Source organism: Rhodococcus sp. 05-2255-1e, assembly GCF_002259025.1.
GTDB lineage: Bacteria > Actinomycetota > Actinomycetes > Mycobacteriales > Mycobacteriaceae > Rhodococcoides > Rhodococcoides fascians.
The window spans coordinates 127,777-146,042 of sequence record NZ_NOZE01000009.1 but is presented as its reverse complement, the minus strand read 5'-3'; the positions used below and the strand labels follow the sequence as shown (position 1 = coordinate 146,042).

The 18,266-nt window shown below is 64.6% G+C and carries 13 protein-coding genes; 6 read left to right on the top strand and 7 right to left on the bottom strand.

From position 1 onward, the window contains the following. From benB to CH262_RS03940, 5 genes are all read left to right on the top strand, one after another. A complete protein-coding gene (benB, locus tag CH262_RS03960; RefSeq protein WP_094716955.1) occupies positions 1-540 on the top strand; it encodes a benzoate 1,2-dioxygenase small subunit in 540 nt (179 codons plus the stop codon). Between the two features lie 31 nt (positions 541-571). After that, on the top strand, positions 572-3,286 hold the full coding sequence (gene benC, locus CH262_RS03955; RefSeq protein WP_094716954.1) for a benzoate 1,2-dioxygenase electron transfer component BenC: 2,715 nt from the start codon (positions 572-574) through the stop codon (positions 3,284-3,286). Positions 3,287-3,346: 60 nt separating this feature from the next. Further along, positions 3,347-6,049: a helix-turn-helix transcriptional regulator gene (locus CH262_RS03950; RefSeq protein WP_094717351.1), complete on the top strand. Its 2,703-nt coding sequence runs from the start codon at positions 3,347-3,349 to the stop codon at positions 6,047-6,049. Positions 6,050-6,201: 152 nt separating this feature from the next. Beyond that, on the top strand, positions 6,202-7,551 hold the full coding sequence (locus tag CH262_RS03945; protein ID WP_094716953.1) for an MFS transporter: 1,350 nt from the start codon (positions 6,202-6,204) through the stop codon (positions 7,549-7,551). Next, entirely contained in the window at positions 7,548-8,795 is a 1,248-nt protein-coding gene (locus tag CH262_RS03940; protein ID WP_094716952.1) for a benzoate/H(+) symporter BenE family transporter, read from the top strand. The genes CH262_RS03945 and CH262_RS03940 overlap by 4 nt, the downstream gene beginning before the upstream one ends. 76 nt (positions 8,796-8,871) lie before the next feature. On the opposite strand, the gene CH262_RS03935 is transcribed toward CH262_RS03940, so the two are convergent. The 5 genes from CH262_RS03935 to CH262_RS03915 form a co-directional block, all read right to left on the bottom strand. Continuing rightward, the gene (locus tag CH262_RS03935) at positions 8,872-10,047 is read right to left on the bottom strand and encodes a 4-hydroxybenzoate 3-monooxygenase (protein WP_094716951.1); all 1,176 of its coding nucleotides are present in this window, start codon (positions 10,045-10,047) and stop codon (positions 8,872-8,874) included. Positions 10,048-10,113: 66 nt separating this feature from the next. Further along, complete coding sequence (locus tag CH262_RS03930) at positions 10,114-10,863, bottom strand: IclR family transcriptional regulator (RefSeq protein ID WP_027494689.1); 750 nt, start codon at positions 10,861-10,863, stop codon at positions 10,114-10,116. Between the two features lie 95 nt (positions 10,864-10,958). After that, positions 10,959-12,461: a carboxyl transferase domain-containing protein gene (locus tag CH262_RS03925; RefSeq protein ID WP_094716950.1), complete on the bottom strand. Its 1,503-nt coding sequence runs from the start codon at positions 12,459-12,461 to the stop codon at positions 10,959-10,961. Beyond that, positions 12,458-13,657, bottom strand: coding sequence for a CaiB/BaiF CoA transferase family protein (locus CH262_RS03920; RefSeq protein WP_094716949.1), 1,200 nt, complete (start codon positions 13,655-13,657; stop codon positions 12,458-12,460). The genes CH262_RS03925 and CH262_RS03920 overlap by 4 nt, the downstream gene beginning before the upstream one ends. 135 nt (positions 13,658-13,792) lie before the next feature. Then, a complete protein-coding gene (locus CH262_RS03915) occupies positions 13,793-15,163 on the bottom strand; it encodes an SLC13 family permease (protein WP_032367870.1) in 1,371 nt (456 codons plus the stop codon). 192 nt (positions 15,164-15,355) lie between these two features. On the opposite strand from CH262_RS03915, the gene CH262_RS03910 reads away from it, so the two are divergent. Then, positions 15,356-16,054 carry a FadR/GntR family transcriptional regulator gene (locus tag CH262_RS03910; protein WP_094716948.1) on the top strand — a complete coding sequence of 233 codons (699 nt, stop codon included), beginning with the start codon at positions 15,356-15,358 and terminating at the stop codon, positions 16,052-16,054. Here the strand turns inward: CH262_RS03910 and CH262_RS03905 are convergent. After that, a complete protein-coding gene (locus tag CH262_RS03905; RefSeq protein ID WP_143547061.1) occupies positions 16,031-17,446 on the bottom strand; it encodes a hypothetical protein in 1,416 nt (471 codons plus the stop codon). The genes CH262_RS03910 and CH262_RS03905 overlap by 24 nt on opposite strands. 87 nt (positions 17,447-17,533) lie before the next feature. Further along, a complete protein-coding gene (locus CH262_RS03900) occupies positions 17,534-18,145 on the bottom strand; it encodes a TetR/AcrR family transcriptional regulator (protein ID WP_179274908.1) in 612 nt (203 codons plus the stop codon). Positions 18,146-18,266: the final 121 nt, after the last annotated feature.

Sequence of the window (18,266 nt, the reverse complement as noted above, 5' to 3'; positions counted from 1 at the left end):
ATGACTGCCACCGTCGACAACACCGACGCCGCACAGGCTGCCTCGTCGCGCCTGATCACCCAGACGTCCATCGAGCAGTTCCTCTACCGCGAAGCGCGCTACCTCGACGATCGCGAGTTCGAGAAGTGGCTCACGTGCTACGCGGACGACGTCGAATACTGGATGCCCTGCTGGGACGACAACGACTTGCTCACCGAGGATCCCCAGACCGACATCTCGCTGATCTACTACGAGAACAAAGGTGGGCTGGAAGACCGCGTGTTCCGCATCCGGACCGAACGGTCCAGTGCCACATCGATACCGGAGCCTAGAACCAGTCACAACATCAGCAACGTCGAGGTGATCGAGCGTCGGGGAGATATCGTCGACGTGCGATTCAATTGGCACACGATGTACTTCCGCTACAAGACCATCGATCCGTACTACGGAACCTCGTTCTACACGATCGACTTCTCCGGCGACTCGCCACTCATCCGGCGCAAGACCGTGGTGCTGAAGAACGACTACATCCACCACGTCGTCGACATCTATCACTTCTGATCGACCGGCCGTAATCCCGAGGAGTTCCATCGTGAGTCATTCCGTCGCACTGTCCTTCGAGGACGGCGTCACCCGCTTCATCACCTGCGAGGACGAACAGACCGTCGCCGACGCCGCCTACCGATCGCGGATCAACATTCCTCTCGACTGCCGGGACGGTGCCTGCGGCACCTGCAAGGCGCTGTGCGAATCCGGTGAGTACGACGGCGGTACCTACCTCGACGACGCGCTCTCGCAGTCGGAATCGGACGAGGGCTACTGTCTGCCCTGCAGCATGAAGCCCACTTCCGATCTGGTGCTGCAGATTGCCAGCACCTCGGCGGTGGCCAAAACCCAAGCGGCGACGCATGACACGGTCGTGGCCGCCGTGGAGAAACTCTCTCCCACGACGGTCAGGCTCGCTGTCGAGGCACCGGCAGGTGGCACGCTCGCCTTCCTCCCCGGTCAGTACGTCAACATCACCGTCCCCGGCTCAGAGGAAACCCGGTCCTACTCCTTCAGTTGCGTCTCCGGATCGGAGGAGTTGGAGTTTTTGGTCAAGCTCACCCCGGGCGGACTGATGTCCACCTACCTGAGCGACACCGCGGCCGTGGGCGACAAGATCTCGTTCACCGGCCCACACGGCAGTTTCTTTCTGCGCGAGGCTCAGCGACCTGCGCTGCTGTTGGCCGGCGGCACCGGATTGGCTCCCATCCTGTCGATTCTGCGCACGATGGCGGCCGAATCGAGCTCTCGTTCCGTGCATCTCGTGTACGGCGCCAGCACCGACGACGATGTCGTCCAGCTGGACGAGCTCGCTGGCCTGGCCTCGACATTGGATGGATTCACGTGGGATCACTGTGTTTCGGACCCCTCCACCACCGCTGCCAACAAGGGATACGTCACTGCTCTTTTGACACAAGCGCATCTCAACAGCGGTGATGTCGCGGTGTACCTGTGTGGGCCGCCTCCCATGGTGGAGGCCGTCCGAACGCACTTCACCGAGGCAGGCATCGAACCGACCGGCTTCTACTACGAGAAGTTCGCGCCGTCCTCGGCCGCTGCGAAGGAGAGTCTCGACGACGACACCGGTTCTGTGACAGCGGTTCTGGCGAACGACGACCGGACATCGACCATCGACGCGGCAGTCGCCAGAGCCGATGCCGACGTCGTACCTGCGGCATCGTCCGACCTCGAACCCGCTGTCGATGGCAGGAGCATCTTCGGACGAGCCGTGTTCGGCAGTCGGGTGGCTGAGCCCCTGCGCTCGCACGGCACCGGCATGTCGGCAACAGAGGAGGCAGACACCATGCGCGCGATCGCGGGTCAGCGCGTTACGGTCGCCGGATCGGCCGCCGACCGGACCGGGTTGGACGACAGCTCCGATCTGCTCCTCACTCCGGAGGCACACTCCGTTGCAGCACAGCGCATCTGGCCTTCGCGGGATATCGAGCCGCTCATCGCGCGCAGTCCCGAACCTGTCCCGGCTTCGAGTTCGGGGTACGAGATCGGCGAGGAGCATCCCTCGGTACACGAGTCGGACGCGGTGTTCGAGGCCAGGCGCGCCCTCGAACTCGGTGCTCTCGAACTCGTGATCGGCCGACTGTCCTCGCAACAGATCTCCGGATACCGGCTGTTGGCCGAGACCACCACTCGCTACGTCGACGGCGATCGGTTCGTCGATGCCGCCGCGTACACCGAGACCAACGCTGCTTTTCACGACTACCTCTTCACACAAACAGGCAACGAGCATTTGCTGCAGGCCTATCGGGCTCTCGGCGTCAAGGCTGCCATGGAGGACGTTTTGCGCAACGCGACCTGGTGCGATCCGCTCTGCGCCCAGGACCATTTGGACATAGTCGACGCGTTCGAGGCCGGGGATCGCGAGCGCGCACGGACATTGATCGCCGATCACGCCGACCGTTCGAAGGCGACCATGAAACGCGCCATGCACGAATCCCGGACGAACAAGAGACCCAAGTTCGTCAGCCCAGGTCGATTCGCAGGCAAGGTCGTGCTGATCACCGGCGCGGCCCAGGGTATCGGGGAATTCGTGGCCCGACGGATCGGAGCCGAAGGCGGAGCACTGATTCTGGCCGACCGGTCCGAGTTGGTCGAATCTCTCACCGAGGAATTTCGGCAAGACGATGTCGAGTCCACCCCAGTGATCGCCGACCTCGAAACCTGGGAGGGTGCTTCGTCGGTGGTGGACGCTGCACTCACCGCGTACGGACGCGTCGATGTGTCCATTCACGTCGTCGGCGGCACCATCTGGGCCAAACCGTTCGCCGAGTACCCGCCGGAGCAGATCGAGAAGGAAATCTCCCGGTCGCTGTTCCCGACCCTGTGGTCCTGCCGCGCGGTGATCCCACACATGATCGAACGCGGTGCCGGCACCATCGTCAACGTCTCCTCGGTCGCCACCCGCGGGATCCACCGGGTCCCCTACGCAGCCGCGAAAGGGGGCGTCAACGCCATCACGGCGACTCTGGCCCTCGAGGCGGCTTCGCACGGTGTTCGAGTGGTCGCCACAGCCCCCGGTGGTACCGACGCACCGCCGCGACGCGTCGCTCGTGGGCCCGCGCCGTCGACGGAACAGGAAAAGGATTGGTACCAGGCGATTGTCGACCAGACTGTGGAGTCGTCACTGCTCAAGCGCTACGGAACTCTCGACGAGCAAGCCGCAGCGATCTGCTTCCTCGCCTCCGACGAGGCGTCGTACATCACCGGCACCGTGCTCCCGGTGGCCGGCGGCGACCCGGGCTGAGTCATGAACGTGTTGGTTCGATCGCCGGACGCACCCGCGCACCACGGATACGGTGACGTCATGTCCCCTTCACCGTTGATCGGCCGCGGTGAACTGCTGGACGTCCTGATTCGGGCGGTCGAAGCCTCGGCGACGATGTCGGCCTTCGTGGTGCTGACCGGCCCGGCAGGCATCGGAGCATCGTCGATTCTGCGTGAGGTCGAACGGACGGGCGGCAGCGAGGGGGAGCAGACAGTGGTGCGCCGCGCAGCTGCGGTGCCGTGGGAAACACAGGTGCCGTTCGGCCTCGTCATGCAACTCGTCCCGGGAGTCCGGATCGATGGGACGAACCCGGTCGAGTGGGGACACCGCGTCGCCGACGCGCTGTCGACTGACGGCGTGACGATCCTGCTGATCGACGACGCGCACGACTGTGACCCGGACTCGCTCCGTGCCCTCGCCTCCGCCGTTCGGCACCATCGATCCGCGAGACTCGCGGTCGTATGTACTCGAAAGCCTTTGCCCGACGGCTGTGTCGAGTCGCACCGGGTTCTCGATCGCGCTGCCGACCTGTCCGTGGCGGTACCGCCGCTGACGGTGTCGGCCGTAGCCGAACTCGCCGCTCTGCAGGGGATCATCCTGTCACCGTCCTCGGCTGCTCACCTGACAGGTCACACCGGCGGACGTCCTCGGCACGCCGTTGCGCTGCTGGACGAGGTGCCGCGCGAGACATGGAAGGGCGTTCGGCCCGACCTACCTGCGCCCGCCTTCGTGGAAGCAGACGTTCGGACCGCTCTCGCTCTCTGCACCGACGATGCGCGGCGTCTGGTCTCGGCTGCCACCGTTCTCGAAGACGGCCGACCGCTGACCACGGTGTGCGAGGTCGCCGGCATCGACGATCCCTGGCCTGCTGTCGATCTCGCCGAACAATGTGCCCTGGTGACCGTCCGACGCAGCTCCGCGGCGACCATCCTCGAGGTTCACGATCCAACGGTCCGCGCCGCGGTGCTCGCGACGATGGGCAGGGTCGAACGCGCGCAGGTGCATCGAGCCGCTGCCGCAGCCGAGGCCGATCCGGCCGATCAGCTGGCGCACCTGGTCCACGCGTCGCCACTGCCCGATCCACTGGTCTCGGACCGCTTGGACGCACTCGCAGCGACACGTGCAGGAATCGGCGAATGGGCCACGGCGGCAAGGCTGTACCTCCTGTCGAGTCGATCGACCCAGGAACCGCATGCGCGCGAGGATCGGCTCGTTCGCGCGGTGGACGCCCTCATCGGCGCCGGTGACATGCGGACGGCGTCGGACTACATCGCCGAGATCGAAAGTCTCCGCGAAACCCCCACGCGCAATGCCGTACTCGGCTATCTGGCCATCCTGCGCGGGCGCCCCAACGAGGCCGAAGCTCGACTCACCCGGGCATGGCAGCTGGTACGGACGCGGCACGACCCCGAGGTGGCCGCTGTGATCTGCCATCGGCAGGTACTGCACAATTTGGCGCGCTGCGACGGTGCCAACCTCGTGCTGTGGGCCGATCGCGCAGTCGAACTCGTCGGAGCCGACCACGCAACCGCGGTGGAGGCGCAGTCCATTCGAGGCCTCGGTCTGGCGGGCACGGGGCGTGTCGCGGAAGCGCTGAGCAGCTACCGAGACCTGTGGGGACACGCCAGTACCGGGGCCGTCGGACAACGGGTGCAGATGGGTGCGGGCTGGCTCCACTTCGCAACGGACCATATCGATCTCGCGCGCTCGGAACTCGAAGCCGCAGCACCCACCGACTTCCTCGGCGGTTCGACGCGAATCTCGTTGTGGGCTCACGGTTGGCTGGCGCGCATCTATTTCGTCACCGGCGAGTGGGATGCGGCGCTTCGGTTGGTGGGAGCTGGTTCCGACCTGGCCGACCGTTCCGGTGCCGCATTGATCGTTCCGCTGCTCCAGTGGACCGCGACTCAGATCCACGCGCTCCGCGGAGACTGGGTGGCCGCCGCAACCAGCGCACACCGTGGTGATTCCGGCGCACGTGACTACGAAATCATGAGGGTGCCATCGGCTCTCGGTCGTGCGGCCATCGCTGAGGCTCGAGCCGACTATGCCGGGGTTCTGCGGGCCCTTGCCCCGTTGACCGAGCAGTGGGCTCAGTTCGACGTATCCGAACCCGGCTTCTGGGCGTGGCCCGATGTGTACGCCAATGCGTTGATTGTCGAGGGCAGGCTCGACGAGGCGGACGAATTTCTGATGCGACACGAGGCCAGAGTGCGCGATCGTGGTCATCGCTCCGCACACGCCCGCCTTGCCTGTGCTCGTGGCCGACTACACGGCGCAATGGGCGATCTCGATTCTGCCCGAGCATCATTCGAGGACGCACTGGCCTCGTTGGCACCGCTGCCCCTGACGTACGACCGCGCTCGAGTCAACTACGCCTACGGGCAGACCCTGCGCAGGGCCGGCAAGAGACGCGAGGCCGATGCCGTCGTCAGCGCGGCCCGCGAGGGCTATCTCGCACTGGGAGCAACCACGTACGTTCGACGGTGCGATCGTGAGCTCAAAGCGGGTGGCGTGCACGCTGTTCTGAAGAACCGCGCACACGATGCTCTGACCCCGCAGGAGGACGCTGTCTCCGGCCTGGTCGCCACTGGAATGACCAATCGTGAGGTAGCAGCCGAGTTGTTCCTGTCGGTCAAGACCGTTCAGTTTCACCTGACCAGGGTGTACGCCAAGATGGGTATCCGTTCCAGGGCCGAATTGGCCGCTGCCCGTCCGACCGACGAATCCTCGGCAACATGATTGAAGCACAACACGTTTCACAATGTCGAGGTAAGCACTAGGCAAAGCCCTGATGTGACACGGCGCACAGATTGGGACAGTTATCCCACCCGCTCGGCCATCAGCGCCGATTCAGCTTCCATGCGGTACTCCCTGACCGAAAAGGACACCCGATGACTGCACCGGACTCCACCGCCAACACCAGTTGGGCAAGCGAACGACACCGCCGAAGCGTGCTGTGGATCGTCGCACTGTCCACGGCGGCAATCGTTTTCGACGGCTACGACCTCGTCGTCTACGGCACCGTACTACCGACCCTGCTCGCCGATTCCGCCCAACTCGGAGCACTGGATCCGGAGACTGCAGGCGCGCTCGGTTCCTACGCTCTGATCGGAGTCATGGTCGGCGCGTTGACGGCCGGAGCCTTCGGAGATCGGATCGGCCGTCGCAGAACGATGTTGACGTGCATCGTCTGGTTCTCGCTCGGAATGGGGGCGACCGCACTCGCACAGAACATCACCATGTTCGGCATACTTCGGTTCCTGACGGGCATCGGAGTCGGCGGACTCGTCGCCACCGTCGGTGCCATGATCGCCGAATTCGCACCACCCGGACGGCGAAACCTGTTCAACGCCATCGTCTACAGCGGCATTCCGGCCGGCGGTGTGCTGGCGTCCCTGGCCGCGATCACCCTGCAGGATTCGATCGGCTGGCGCGGCCTGTTCTGGATCGGCGCACTCCCGCTGTTCGTGCTGTTGCCGCTGGCGCTGCTTCGGATGCCGGAGTCACCGCGGTGGCTGTTGGCGCACGGACGCATCGCCGATGCACAGGAGATCTGCGCTCGGACCGGCATTCCGATGCCCGAGGCCGAGCCCGTTGTCGCCGGCGATCGCGTCGGATTCGCAGCACTCGCCCGAAAGCCGCTGCTTCGCCCGACGGCTCTCCTCGGACTGATGAGCTTCTCCGGCCTACTGCTGACCTACGGCCTCAACACCTGGCTGCCGCAGATCATGTCCGAGGCGGGTTACAACGCCAAGGGCTCACTGTCATTTCTGTTGGTGCTCAACGGCGGTGCCATAATCGGCGGGCTGATCGCATCCCGTGTCGCCGACCGCACCGGACCCCAACGCGTCATCGCGGTCACCTTCTGCCTCGCGGCACTGTCGTTGGTTCTGCTGACCCTGAACTTCCCCCTCGGCGTCCTGCTTGTGGCCGTGGCCGGTGCCGGCATCGGTGCCATCGGTACTCAGGTGTTGATCTACGGATTCGTCTCGAACTACTATCCCACCACCGCCCGCGCGGCAGGGGTTGCGTGGTGCGCCGGATTCGGCCGGCTCGGCGGCATCCTCGGACCGCTGCTCGGCGGAATTCTGCTCGGGGCCGGCATCGCGTCGTCCACCGCGTTCTATATCTTTGCCGTCGTGGGGCTGCTCGGCGCTCTCGTCACCACCGCGGTTCCGGCCGTGCGGGCCCTGCGCCGATCCGATCCAGTACCCAGCGAGGCAGTGAAAGTGGCTGAATGACCAATACTTTCGAGCGTCTCACCTCGATCGAGCTTCCGGAGCGTCGCCCGCCGAGTCTGCGTGCTTTGCGCGCCGACTTCGGCGGGCAGTACGTGGGCGCGGGGGCCACCGGTGTGCTCTTCAGCGCGACCGGTCCCGTTGCGGTGATCATGAGCGCTTCGGCAGCCGGCTCACTCACCGCCGCACAGACTGCGTCCTGGGTCTTTGGAGTGTTCGTGCTCAACGGCCTCCTCACCGTGGTGGCGAGCTGGGTGTACCGGATGCCGCTCAGCTTCTTCTGGACCATTCCGGGCACCGTTCTGGTCGGGCAATCGTTGGCGTCGCTGACCTGGCCGGAAGTCGTGGGGGCCTACCTCGCTACCGGAGTCCTCGTTGCCGTTCTCGGAGCCACTGGGGTGGTCACGAGGTTGATGGAGCTTCTGCCGCACAGTGTCGTGATGGCGATGGTCGCCGGTGCGTTCCTGTCGTTCGGAACCGGACTTGTCCAGTCTGTTTCGTCCGATGCGATCGTTGCCGGGGCCATGGTGGTGGCATGGCTGGCGCTGACCCGGTCTGCCACGTGGTCGAAGCGGGTACCGCCGGTGCTCGCTGCATTGGTTGCCGGTCTCGTTGCCCTCGCGGTCACCGGCGGATTCACCCGAGTGAGCGGTCCTGCGGCAGACCTACCCTTGATCGGCTTACCGGAACTCGTCGCGCCGGCGTTCAGCGGTGCAGCAATGGCGCAGTTGGTGATACCGCTCGCCATCACCGTGGTGGCGGTTCAGAACGGTCAGGGTGCTGCAGTATTGAACGCTGCGGGCCATCGGCCCCCGATGACCCTCGTTACCATCGCCTGCGGGATCTGGTCGCTTCTCGTGGCGCCGCTCGGTGCGGTGTCGACGTGTCTTGCCGGTCCGACCAATGCCTTGCTCGTTGCTGTGGGTGAACGATCGCGGCAGTACACCGCCGGAATGACCTGCGGCGCATTGGCCATCGTCGTGGGTGTACTCGCGCCGCTGCTGGTGCGCGGGCTCGCCGTGGTACCCACAACGTTCATCGCCGCTCTCGCAGGTCTGGCCATGCTCGAGGCACTGCGCGGTGCATTCACTGCCGCGTTCTCGGACTCGACCGGCCGGCCGGCGCTCGCGCCCCTGATCACCTTGCTGGTCACCATTTCCGGTACCGATGTCGCAGGACTCGGCGCTCCGTTCTGGGGATTGGTCGCCGGTGTCGCAGTCACCTATGTGCTGGATCGGCGGAGATAGTTGCCGCCGAACTCGAAGTTAGGGACGGAATCCGCGGATATTCCGTCCCTAACTTCGAGTTCGGCAGTATGGGGTGTCAGAAACCGATCGGCAATCCGGCGTAGTTCTCCGCCAGTCCCATGGCACCCGCCTCGCTGGACGCCACCCATTTCAGTTGCGAGAGTTGCAATTGCGCGTCGAAGGGGTCGTCGCCGGTATGCAGCATCGTGGTCATCCACCACGAGAAGTGGGTGCAGCGCCAGACGCGTCGAAGGGCGTCGTCGCTGTAGCTGTCTGCGGCCCGCGAATCGTTTCCCTTCAGCTTCTGCGCCAGGGCAGGCGCGAGCAGAGCCACGTCGGCTACCGCGAGATTGAGACCCTTCGCCCCGGTGGGCGGCACGATGTGCGCAGCGTCGCCGGCCAGGTACAGGTTGCCGTGTCTCATCGGCGTCTGCACGTAGCTGCGCATCGGCAACACGCTCTTCTCGGTGATGGGGCCGGGGTTCAGAGTCCACCCGTCCTGACCGTGACCGAGCCTGGTCGCCAACGCATCCCAGATGCGGTCGTCGGACCACGTGTCGATATCGGTTCCGTTCGGCACCTGCAGATACAGCCGGCTGACCATCGACGACCGCATCGAGTGCATCGCGAAGCCGTCCGGGTGCCAGGCATAGATCAGTTCGTCGGTCGAGGGGGCGACATCGGCGAGCACACCGAGCCAGGAGTAGGGATAGACCCTTTCCCAGGTGTTGCGCACCGAATCGGGCATGGCCGCCCGGCTCGGTCCGAAGGAACCGTCGCATCCCGCAACGACTGTTGCGTCGATTCGCACCGCGTTGCCCGACGCGTCGGTGAACGTGACGTAGGGGGCGTCGGATTCGACGTCGTGCAACGCCGTGTCCGAGACGTCGTAGTAGATCTGTTGGCCGGCCTTCTCGCGTGCCACGACGAGGTCCTTGGTGACCTCCGTTTGCCCGTACACCCAGACACTCCGGTCGACCAGATCACGAAAGTCGATGTGGTGCCGCTCTTCCGGCCACTGCAGGTAGATACCTCGATGCTCGTCGCCCTCGCGGTGCAGACGCTCACCGAGTCCGTGTTCGTCGAGCAACTGGACCGTCGAGTGTTCGAGGACTCCGGCCCTGATTCGGGAGAGCACGTATTCCTGAGTACGTGACTCGATCAGAATGGAGTCGATCCCCTGCTCGTCGAGCAGGTGGGACAGCAGCAGACCCGCGGGCCCTGCACCGATGATGGCAACCTGTGTACGCATGCATGCAGTAGACCCCGGGATTTCGACCCGAACAAGACCGCACTTCCACTGAGTGAAAACGGCCGACTACCCGCCGAGACTTCGTCCGATCCCCTGGGCCGCAACCTGAAGCGCGGCAACCAGTCTCACTCGATCGCGGCCCAGCTTGGGAACCACGATTCCCAATGCGGCGACCACACTGTCGCCGGCATGGACCGGCACAGCCACCGAACACGCACCGAGTGTCATCTCCTCGACCGTCTGCGCGAAACCCTCGCGACGCACTCGACGCAACTCGCTCTCCAGCTGCCCAGGATGCGTCACCGTGTACGGGGTGAGGCGATCCAGGGAGCGCATCACCTGCTCCTGCACCTCCCGCGGCGCGTACGCCAGCAGCACCTTACCGACGCCGGTGGCGTGCAGCGGCAGCCGAGCGCCGACGCGACTGACCGCGGGAACCGATGCGTGGCCGGCCAACCGGTCGAGATAGAGCACTTCGCACCCGTCGCGGATGGCCAGGTGCACCGTCGCAAGGGTCGCTCCGTAGATGTCGTGCAGAAACGGTGATGCGATGTCGCGAAGATCGGACTGATCGGGTGCGAGCAAGCCCAGTTTCCACAACCGCCTACCGACGACGTAGCGCCCGTCGTCGCCCCGGACCAACGCGCCCCACTCCACCAGTTCTCGCACCAGCCGATGCGCAGTGGCGATGGGTAGGTCGGCACCGGCGGCCAGGTCGGTCAAGGTCAGCGACGGAGCCTTCTCGTCGAACACACCGAGCAGGGCCAGCAGGCGCGCAGCCACCGAGACTCCGGGGTCCCGAGCATTGCCAGCCACCCCAAGGACGATAGCCGCCCCCACTCGCCGCCGAACTCGAAGTTATGGATGAAAACGGACTCGGTTCCGTCCATAACTTCGAGTTCGGCGGGAAATCAGACAGTGGCAGCCGCAAAACCGATTCGATTGAAACGCTTTTCGCGCGCGATCATGCGCATCGAGGGGTCCTGAGCGATCAGCTCGGCAAGTTCTCGGTGCAGTACCGCGCCCACTCGATCACAGAATTGCTGTGATTCGTCTGCGGCGTCGGGCAACTCGGGAACGATGATGTCGACGACACCGGCCCGGAAGAGATCGAGCGAGCGCACTCCCTGCTTGGTCGCCATCTCGGCGGCGTGGGTGGTGTCGCGATGCACGATGGCCGAGGCACCCTCAGGCGGCAACGGCGACAGCCAGGCGTGCTGAGCAGCGAGAACTCGATCCGCGGGCACCAACGCAAGGGCACCGCCGCCGGTTCCCTGCCCCAACAGCAAGGAGAGCGTAGGGGTTTCGAGGTCGACCATGTCTGCGATGCACCGTGCTATCTCGCCGGCCAGGCCGCCTTCCTCCGCCTCTTTGGACAGCGCGGCACCGGCAGTATCGATGACGGTGACGAGGGGAAGCTTCAAATCCTGCGCCAGCCGCATGCCGCGTCGGGCCTCACGCAGAGCCGCGGGGCCGAGTGGCGTCTTCGTCGTCTGACTCCTCCGGTCCTGCCCGAGCAGAACGCACGGCATGTCGCCGAACCGGACGAGCGCCAGAATGAGGCCCGGATCGGACTCGCCCTGACCGGTTCCGTTGAGCGGTAACACGTCTGCCGCTGTGTTGAACAGCAATTCGCGTACCCCAGGCCGATCGCTCCTGCGTGAGGCCAGAATGGAGGTCCATGCCGGCACGTCCTCGATCTCCCACTCGAGAGCATCGGAATGCCGGACGCGACACGACGGCACGTCGGTCATGATGCGTAGTGCCCGGTCGACGATCTCACCGAGCTGCTCGGGCGGACGGATGGCGTCGATGAGTCCGTGCGCCTGCAGGTTCTCCGAGGTCTGCACGCCGGCGGGGAATTTCGCGTCGTACAACGCCTCGTAGACACGGGGGCCGAGGAACCCGACGAGCGCACCGGGCTCGGCAACGGTGACGTGACCGAGCGATCCCCAGGATGCGAAGACGCCGCCGGTGGTGGGGTGCCGCAGATAGACGATGTACGGCAGGTTCGCCGCCTTGTGTGCGGTTATCGCTGCGGTGATCTTGACCATCTGCAGAAACGCGACGGTGCCCTCCTGCATGCGCGTTCCACCCGAGGTCGGCAACGCGAGCAGCGGCATTCGCTCGGCGGTGGATCGGTGCACCGCACTGACCAAGCGTTCACCGGCGGCCACTCCGATGGATCCGGCCAGAAAGGCGAACTCGCCCAGCAGGATTGCCACCTTGCGTCCGCGGATGGTGGCCGATCCGGTGAGAACGGATTCGTCGAGACCCGTCTTCTCACGCGCCGCAGCCAGTTCGTTCGCGTACTCGTCGTCGATGACGTAATCGGCAGCCGGGCTGTCCCACGACTCGAAACTTCCGGGATCGATCACCAGATCGAGGAGTTCGAGCGCGGTCATCCTCGTCATCGGATCGCTTCTTTCAACCAGTCGCGGACGAGTTCGTCGTCGGCTCCGAGAACCGGCGGTGCCAGATGCCGGTTCTCGGTGACCTCCGTCCCGTCGGATTCGAAGAATCGCAGCGGCGGCCCGGGCAGGGTCACCGTGCCCAGCGTCTCGTGTTCGACGTCGATGAGCAGTCCCTGAGACTTGGTCTGCTCCCACTCGTACACTTCCTGCACGTTGCGTACTTTGCCTGCCGGAACGCCGATTTCGTCGAGAAGCGCCAACAACGGCTCGGTCTCGTAGGTACGGAAGATCTTGGACACGAGTTCGACGACGTCGTCGCGACTGTCGACGCGTTGCGGGTTGGTCGCCATACCCTCGAGGTCGGGATCGATACCGAAGCCCTCACAGAAGCGATGCCACAGACCCTCGCTGCCCACCGAGATCTGCACGGCTCCATCGGAAGTGGGAAAGAGGCCGTACGGACAGATCGACGGGTGGTGGTTGCCCTGCGCCTCACCGATCTCGCCTGCCACGGTCCATTTGGTGCCTTGGAAAGCGTGCACCCCGACGCCGCTGGCCAGCAACGACGTTCGAACCACCTTGCCTCGGCCGGTGCGGTCACGCTCGCGCAGCGCAGCGAGAACACCGAACGCTCCATACATTCCGGCGAGCAGGTCCGCGATCGGAACCCCCACGCGCTGAACATCGTCGGGACCGGAGCCGGTGAACGACATCAACCCGGCCTCGCCCTGAGCGATCTGGTCGTAGCCGGATCGGCCACCCTCGGGGCCGTCGTGTCCGAATCCACTGATCGACAGCACGACCGTGCGCGGGTTGATCTCGGCGATGCGCTCGGGCGAGAAGCCGAGCCGATCGAGCACTCCCGTGCGGAAGTTCTCGAGCAGAACATCCGCGCGTTCGATCATGCGCTCCAACGCTTCTCGGCCATCGTCGGTTTTGAGGTCGAGCGCGATCGACCGCTTGTTGCGGTTGGCCGAAAGGAAGTACGTCGATTCGCGCTCCGCGTCACGCGGGGTGACGAAAGGCGGCCCCCACACCCGGGTGTCGTCGCCGCCCTTGGGGGTCTCGACCTTGATGATGTCCGCACCGAGATCTCCGAGCATCATCGCCGCGTGCGGGCCGGCCAGGGCGCGCGTCAGATCCACCACCACGGTGCCGTCGAGCGGTCCGGTTCTGCCTGTCGTGTTGAGGGGCATCGAATTGATCCTTACGTCGAAAGCGATGAGGGGTGGCAATTGGCATATTGACTCAGTGGCCTAGCCAATTTAATTGGACCAGCGATCCGAGGGGAAGTCAAGATCGAGTTCTCGGACGTCCGCGCAGCTCGAGAGCTAGAGCCAGCCGGGCACGACCAGTACCGCCCAGGCGATCAACGGGCCGATGACGACGACCAACGCGCTGTATTTCAGGATTTGCTTGTAGAAGACGTCCCGATCGATGTCCTGGGCGTTGGCCAGCACCAGAGCGCCGTTGGTGGAGAAGGGACTGACATCGACGATCGTCGAGGCGATGGACAGGGCCACGATCACACCGATGGCACCGACCTCGCCGGCGAGCAGGAACGGAACGGCCAGCGGGATGGTGACACCGAGGATGGCCGTCGACGACGCGAACGCCGAGACGATGGCACCGATGTAGCACAGCAACAGAGCCACGAGCAGCGGAATGCCGATGCCGGCAACCGCATCACCGACGTACTCGACCGTGCCGGCTTCCTGCAGCACGCCGACGAACGTCAGCACGCCGCCGATGAGCAATACCGTCGACCAGCTGATCTGGTTGATCGCACCCTTCTGCGCCTTGGGCGACGCCAGGGCGAGGACCACGGCGACCGTCATCGACACGAAGCCGACATCGAGATCGAGGACGAGTGAGAACAACGCCAGCGAGGCCAGCCCCACGAGCGTGAGGATCTGATCGAACGTGATGGCCTTGACGGCAGTGGCCAAAGGTGGCGCATTCTCGACCGTGACCGTCTGACCGGACGGCGTGGGCGTCGACGATCCGAAGCCGCGCATCACAGTCCTCGAGCCACCCCCGCCCACTCCGCCCGAATCTCCCTCGGGGCGGGTGCCGTCCTCGTCGTGCACGCTACGTCCGAGAAGTGCGCGTCCGCCCAGGAACATGAACAGCAACGCACCGATTGCCGCGTTGAACAGCATGCTGCCCAGGAACAAGGTGAGTGGGCTGTTGACCAGACCCGCCTTCTGAGCGATGTTGTTGACCGTGACGCCGTAGATGCTGATCGGCGAGAACCCGCCCGCCTGTGCGCCGTGAATGACCATCATGCCCATGAGCAGGGCATTGATCTTGTACCGCGCCGCGAAGCCGAGTGCGATCGGTGCGACGATGGCCACGGCTGCCGGTCCCAGCGCTCCGATGGAGGTCAGCACGCCGGTGATACCGAACATGACCCACGGAATCAGGGCGACCCGGCCACCGACCAGCCGCACCGCACCGCGGACCAGGAGGTCGACCGTGCCGTTGTTCTGGGCGATCGCGAAGAGGTAGGTGATACCGACCAGCGTCAGGAACAAGCTGCTCGGGAAGCCGGCGATGATGTCGTCGGTGCCCATGCCCACGGCAATGGTTCCGACGAAGAACGCCGCCACGAACCCCAGCGCGCCCATGTTCACCGGGAACACGGTCGCAGCGAGGAACATGACGACGAGCGCAATGATGGGTATCAACTCGGTCGACATCGAAGGTCTCCGGTTCGTCTGAGGTTGTCCCCCGAGCGGGCGCTCGGGTTCCGTGGCCAATTGGACTAGCCACTGAGTCTTTACAGACTGAACCAGTGAAGTGGATCACTTGTCAACAGTTGCTATGACCCGGGCCACTACCTACCCGACGGTTAAGGTGGGGGTCCAGAGGAGCAGAGAGCGAGTGACACAGTGGCTGAGCAAATTCGCCCGGTGACCCGACCACGGCTGTACGAGGTCATTGTGGAGCAGCTGTGCAAACACATCGCCGATCGCGATATGAAGCCCGGCGATCGACTCCCGCCCGAGCGTGAACTGGCGGGTCACCTCGGCGTCAGCAGAGCCTCGCTGAGCCAGGCCCTCGTTGCACTCGAAGTACAGGGCATACTGGCCGTCCGCCACGGCGACGGAGCGGTACTCGTGCGACGGCCCGTGGGAGACATGGCCATTCGCGCCCTGCGCGAGCACGCCGATCGCCTGCCGGAGGTGATCGAAGCCCGTGAGGCACTCGAGGTCAAACTCGCCGAGCTCGCCGCAGCCCGCCGCAGCGACGCCGAAATGGCGGCAATCGATCACGCCCTGTCGGTGATGGCCTCGGAGATCACCGACGGAAATCGCGGCGACTCCGGCGACGAGCTGTTCCATCACGCCATCACCGAGGCCGCGCACTCGCCGCTACTCGCCCGACTGATGGGCGAAATCGCCGGCCTGATTCGCGAAACTCGAATCGAATCATTGTCGCAGTCGAACCGTCCGCAGACCTCATTGGAACACCACCGCCGCATCGCCGACGCTGTGCGACAACAAGATCCGGCCGAAGCAGGGCGTGCAATGGCCGAGCACATCCGCCTCGTCTCGGACGTAGCGCTACTGCGCTCGGTCGATAGCTAGCTCGTGTGAAGCGCGGTCCCTGTCTCTATCGCTCAGCCGTCGATCGCCGAGGACCGTCAAGCCCGCTGTGACCACGGCAATGACGACAAGGCTCAGCCGCTCGGTGGTCCCAGACCAGATCGCGATTCCGGCGACGGTGTGTCCGACCAAGGCACCGCCCACTACCGCAAGGGTGTGCCGCTGTGTCCAGACCGTCGATTGCGCGCAATAGCGCAGTGTTGCAACCGCAACCGCAAGGACGGCCACAGCTGCCGTCATGGGGATCAGCACCTGTACGCCATGGGTATGGGCCGGCTGCGACGATCCAAGGGTTCGGAACGTCAGCCACATCACGACGACCGCTGTGGCGCAGGAGCCGAAATAGAACCACGGAAGTGAAACGAGCGGACGGTGCCACGATCGAGAAGCCCGTTTCGGAAAAATTCTCAGCGAAACGATCCCCAGGATCGCAATGGCGACAACACAGCCCACTACGAACCCGATCGGAGCCTGATATCCGGGGTCCTGCGAGGGTGGCACGGTGAAGCGCAGTGCTGCAACACTTGCCACTACGGCCGAGGCGATCACTGCAGTCCCCCGAACACCGAGGTAGGGACGGCCGCGGTGTTCGGGGAAGACCAATTCGGTCAGGACGATGGGCACCGCGACCGTGAAGACAGCATGATACAGCACATTGGCTTCCCAGTACGTGACGTTGACTCCGAGGAATCGGACGCCCCAGTCTGCGGCCCCGTAGAGGTGCGGACTGGTGAGGGCTTGCAATCCGATCCCGTCTTCGGCGATCTCGAAAGCGATGGCGAGTAGCAGCACACTCGGCCACCCGCGTCCGGACCGAACGACCAGCTCGCGGATCAACAGAACGCCGCACCCGTAGAACGGGGTCCACAGAACGATCAACCACGCCAACGTGATCGGGGTGGACCCGAAAGCAAGTTCGGCGACCACCGGGGTCGCTACCGCCAAAAACAGCGCAGCCTTGGGATGCCCGGTTGCAACTTTTCTCTTGTAGCCGAACAGTTCCCGCACACTGGGGCGGGTAGAGGCCACGAACGTCGCCACAACGACGACTGCCTGAACCAGGTACAGCACGCGCAACCACGCCGGATAGTCTCCGCCGACCGTGAGCCATCCGACCGAAAGCAGTTGAAGCGCTGCAATGATCAACACACGGCGATAGCTACGCCGTCGCCCGGACCTCAGGCGTCGCACCAACAGAGGGAACAGCACAGCAATACCTGCAGCGGGCCCGGGGCGAGACCACAGCGCGGTCGAGAGGGTGTCGCGCATCGCGGCATAGTCAGTACTGGTCGGGTCCGCACCGGCGAGCTGATAAGTCAGTATCCGATCATGAAAGATCCACGTGCATATCGCGGCGATCAGCCCGATCGCCATGCTGACGAACATGATTCGGACGAGTCGGTCGAGAGCAGGTGAACTGCCTCTCGGTGTGGTGTTATCCGGGCGCTCGGGCATCGAGGATCAGCCTCTCGTAGCACGACGGAAGGTCGCGACCAGTTCGTCGGCATAGTGCTCCAGGTCCAGGTCTGGATGCGTCCGCAGCAGGTAGGCGATGCCGTCGAGTGAGCGTTGAACGGTGGCGGCCATGATCGACGTGTCGAACTCGGTGAACTCTCCGGCGCTCTGACCATCGGTCAGAATTTGCTGGATCGGCGACATCGCGGCCGACTCCTCGGCGGGTCCATAGGACGTCCACCCGCCTTCGGGGTGATGCTCGAGAAAGATGCTCATCAGCGCCTGCATGGACGATCCGTGTGCGGAGTTCAGAGCAACCGTAGTTCTGATGGCCCCCTCCAGAGCATCGCCAGCCGAATCGAACGGACCTGCCGACCTACCGGACATGAAGCTTCGGACGGTCGCCAAGACACTGTCGACCACTGCCTCGATGAGCTCGTCGCGGCCGGCGAAATGGTAAGAGATGGTCCGCGTCGACTTGATCCCGGCGCGTGCGGCTATGGCATGGAACGTGGCTGCGCGATATCCCTCGGAGGCGATCACCTCGATGGTGGCGGCGACGATCTGTTCGCGCCGCGCCCGGTTGGTGACCGTTTGCCGCTCTGTCGGTACTTGCATGAGTAAGAAAGTACTCGCGCAGGTACTTTTGTCAACGCTTCCACGTCCCTCTTCAGCTGGACTGCGCGGACCGCGCAGTATTGACATCCACCGAAACGACGGGCAATCTTTATTGGCACAG

Bases quoted from the DNA above. Each gene is read 5' to 3' on its own strand.
- CH262_RS03935 (WP_094716951.1), bottom strand. From the start codon at position 10,047: ATGCGTACACAGGTTGCCATCATCGGTGCAGGGCCCGCGGGTCTGCTG.
- benB (WP_094716955.1), top strand. From the start codon at position 1: ATGACTGCCACCGTCGACAACACCGACGCCGCACAGGCTGCCTCGTCG.
- CH262_RS03920 (WP_094716949.1), bottom strand. From the start codon at position 13,657: ATGCCCCTCAACACGACAGGCAGAACCGGACCGCTCGACGGCACCGTG.
- CH262_RS03905 (WP_143547061.1), bottom strand. From the start codon at position 17,446: ATGGCGATCGGGCTGATCGCCGCGATATGCACGTGGATCTTTCATGAT.
- CH262_RS03925 (WP_094716950.1), bottom strand. From the start codon at position 12,461: ATGACGAGGATGACCGCGCTCGAACTCCTCGATCTGGTGATCGATCCC.
- CH262_RS03950 (WP_094717351.1), top strand. From the start codon at position 3,347: ATGTCCCCTTCACCGTTGATCGGCCGCGGTGAACTGCTGGACGTCCTG.
- CH262_RS03945 (WP_094716953.1), top strand. From the start codon at position 6,202: ATGACTGCACCGGACTCCACCGCCAACACCAGTTGGGCAAGCGAACGA.
- CH262_RS03940 (WP_094716952.1), top strand. From the start codon at position 7,548: ATGACCAATACTTTCGAGCGTCTCACCTCGATCGAGCTTCCGGAGCGT.
- CH262_RS03900 (WP_179274908.1), bottom strand. From the start codon at position 18,145: ATGCAAGTACCGACAGAGCGGCAAACGGTCACCAACCGGGCGCGGCGC.
- CH262_RS03915 (WP_032367870.1), bottom strand. From the start codon at position 15,163: ATGTCGACCGAGTTGATACCCATCATTGCGCTCGTCGTCATGTTCCTC.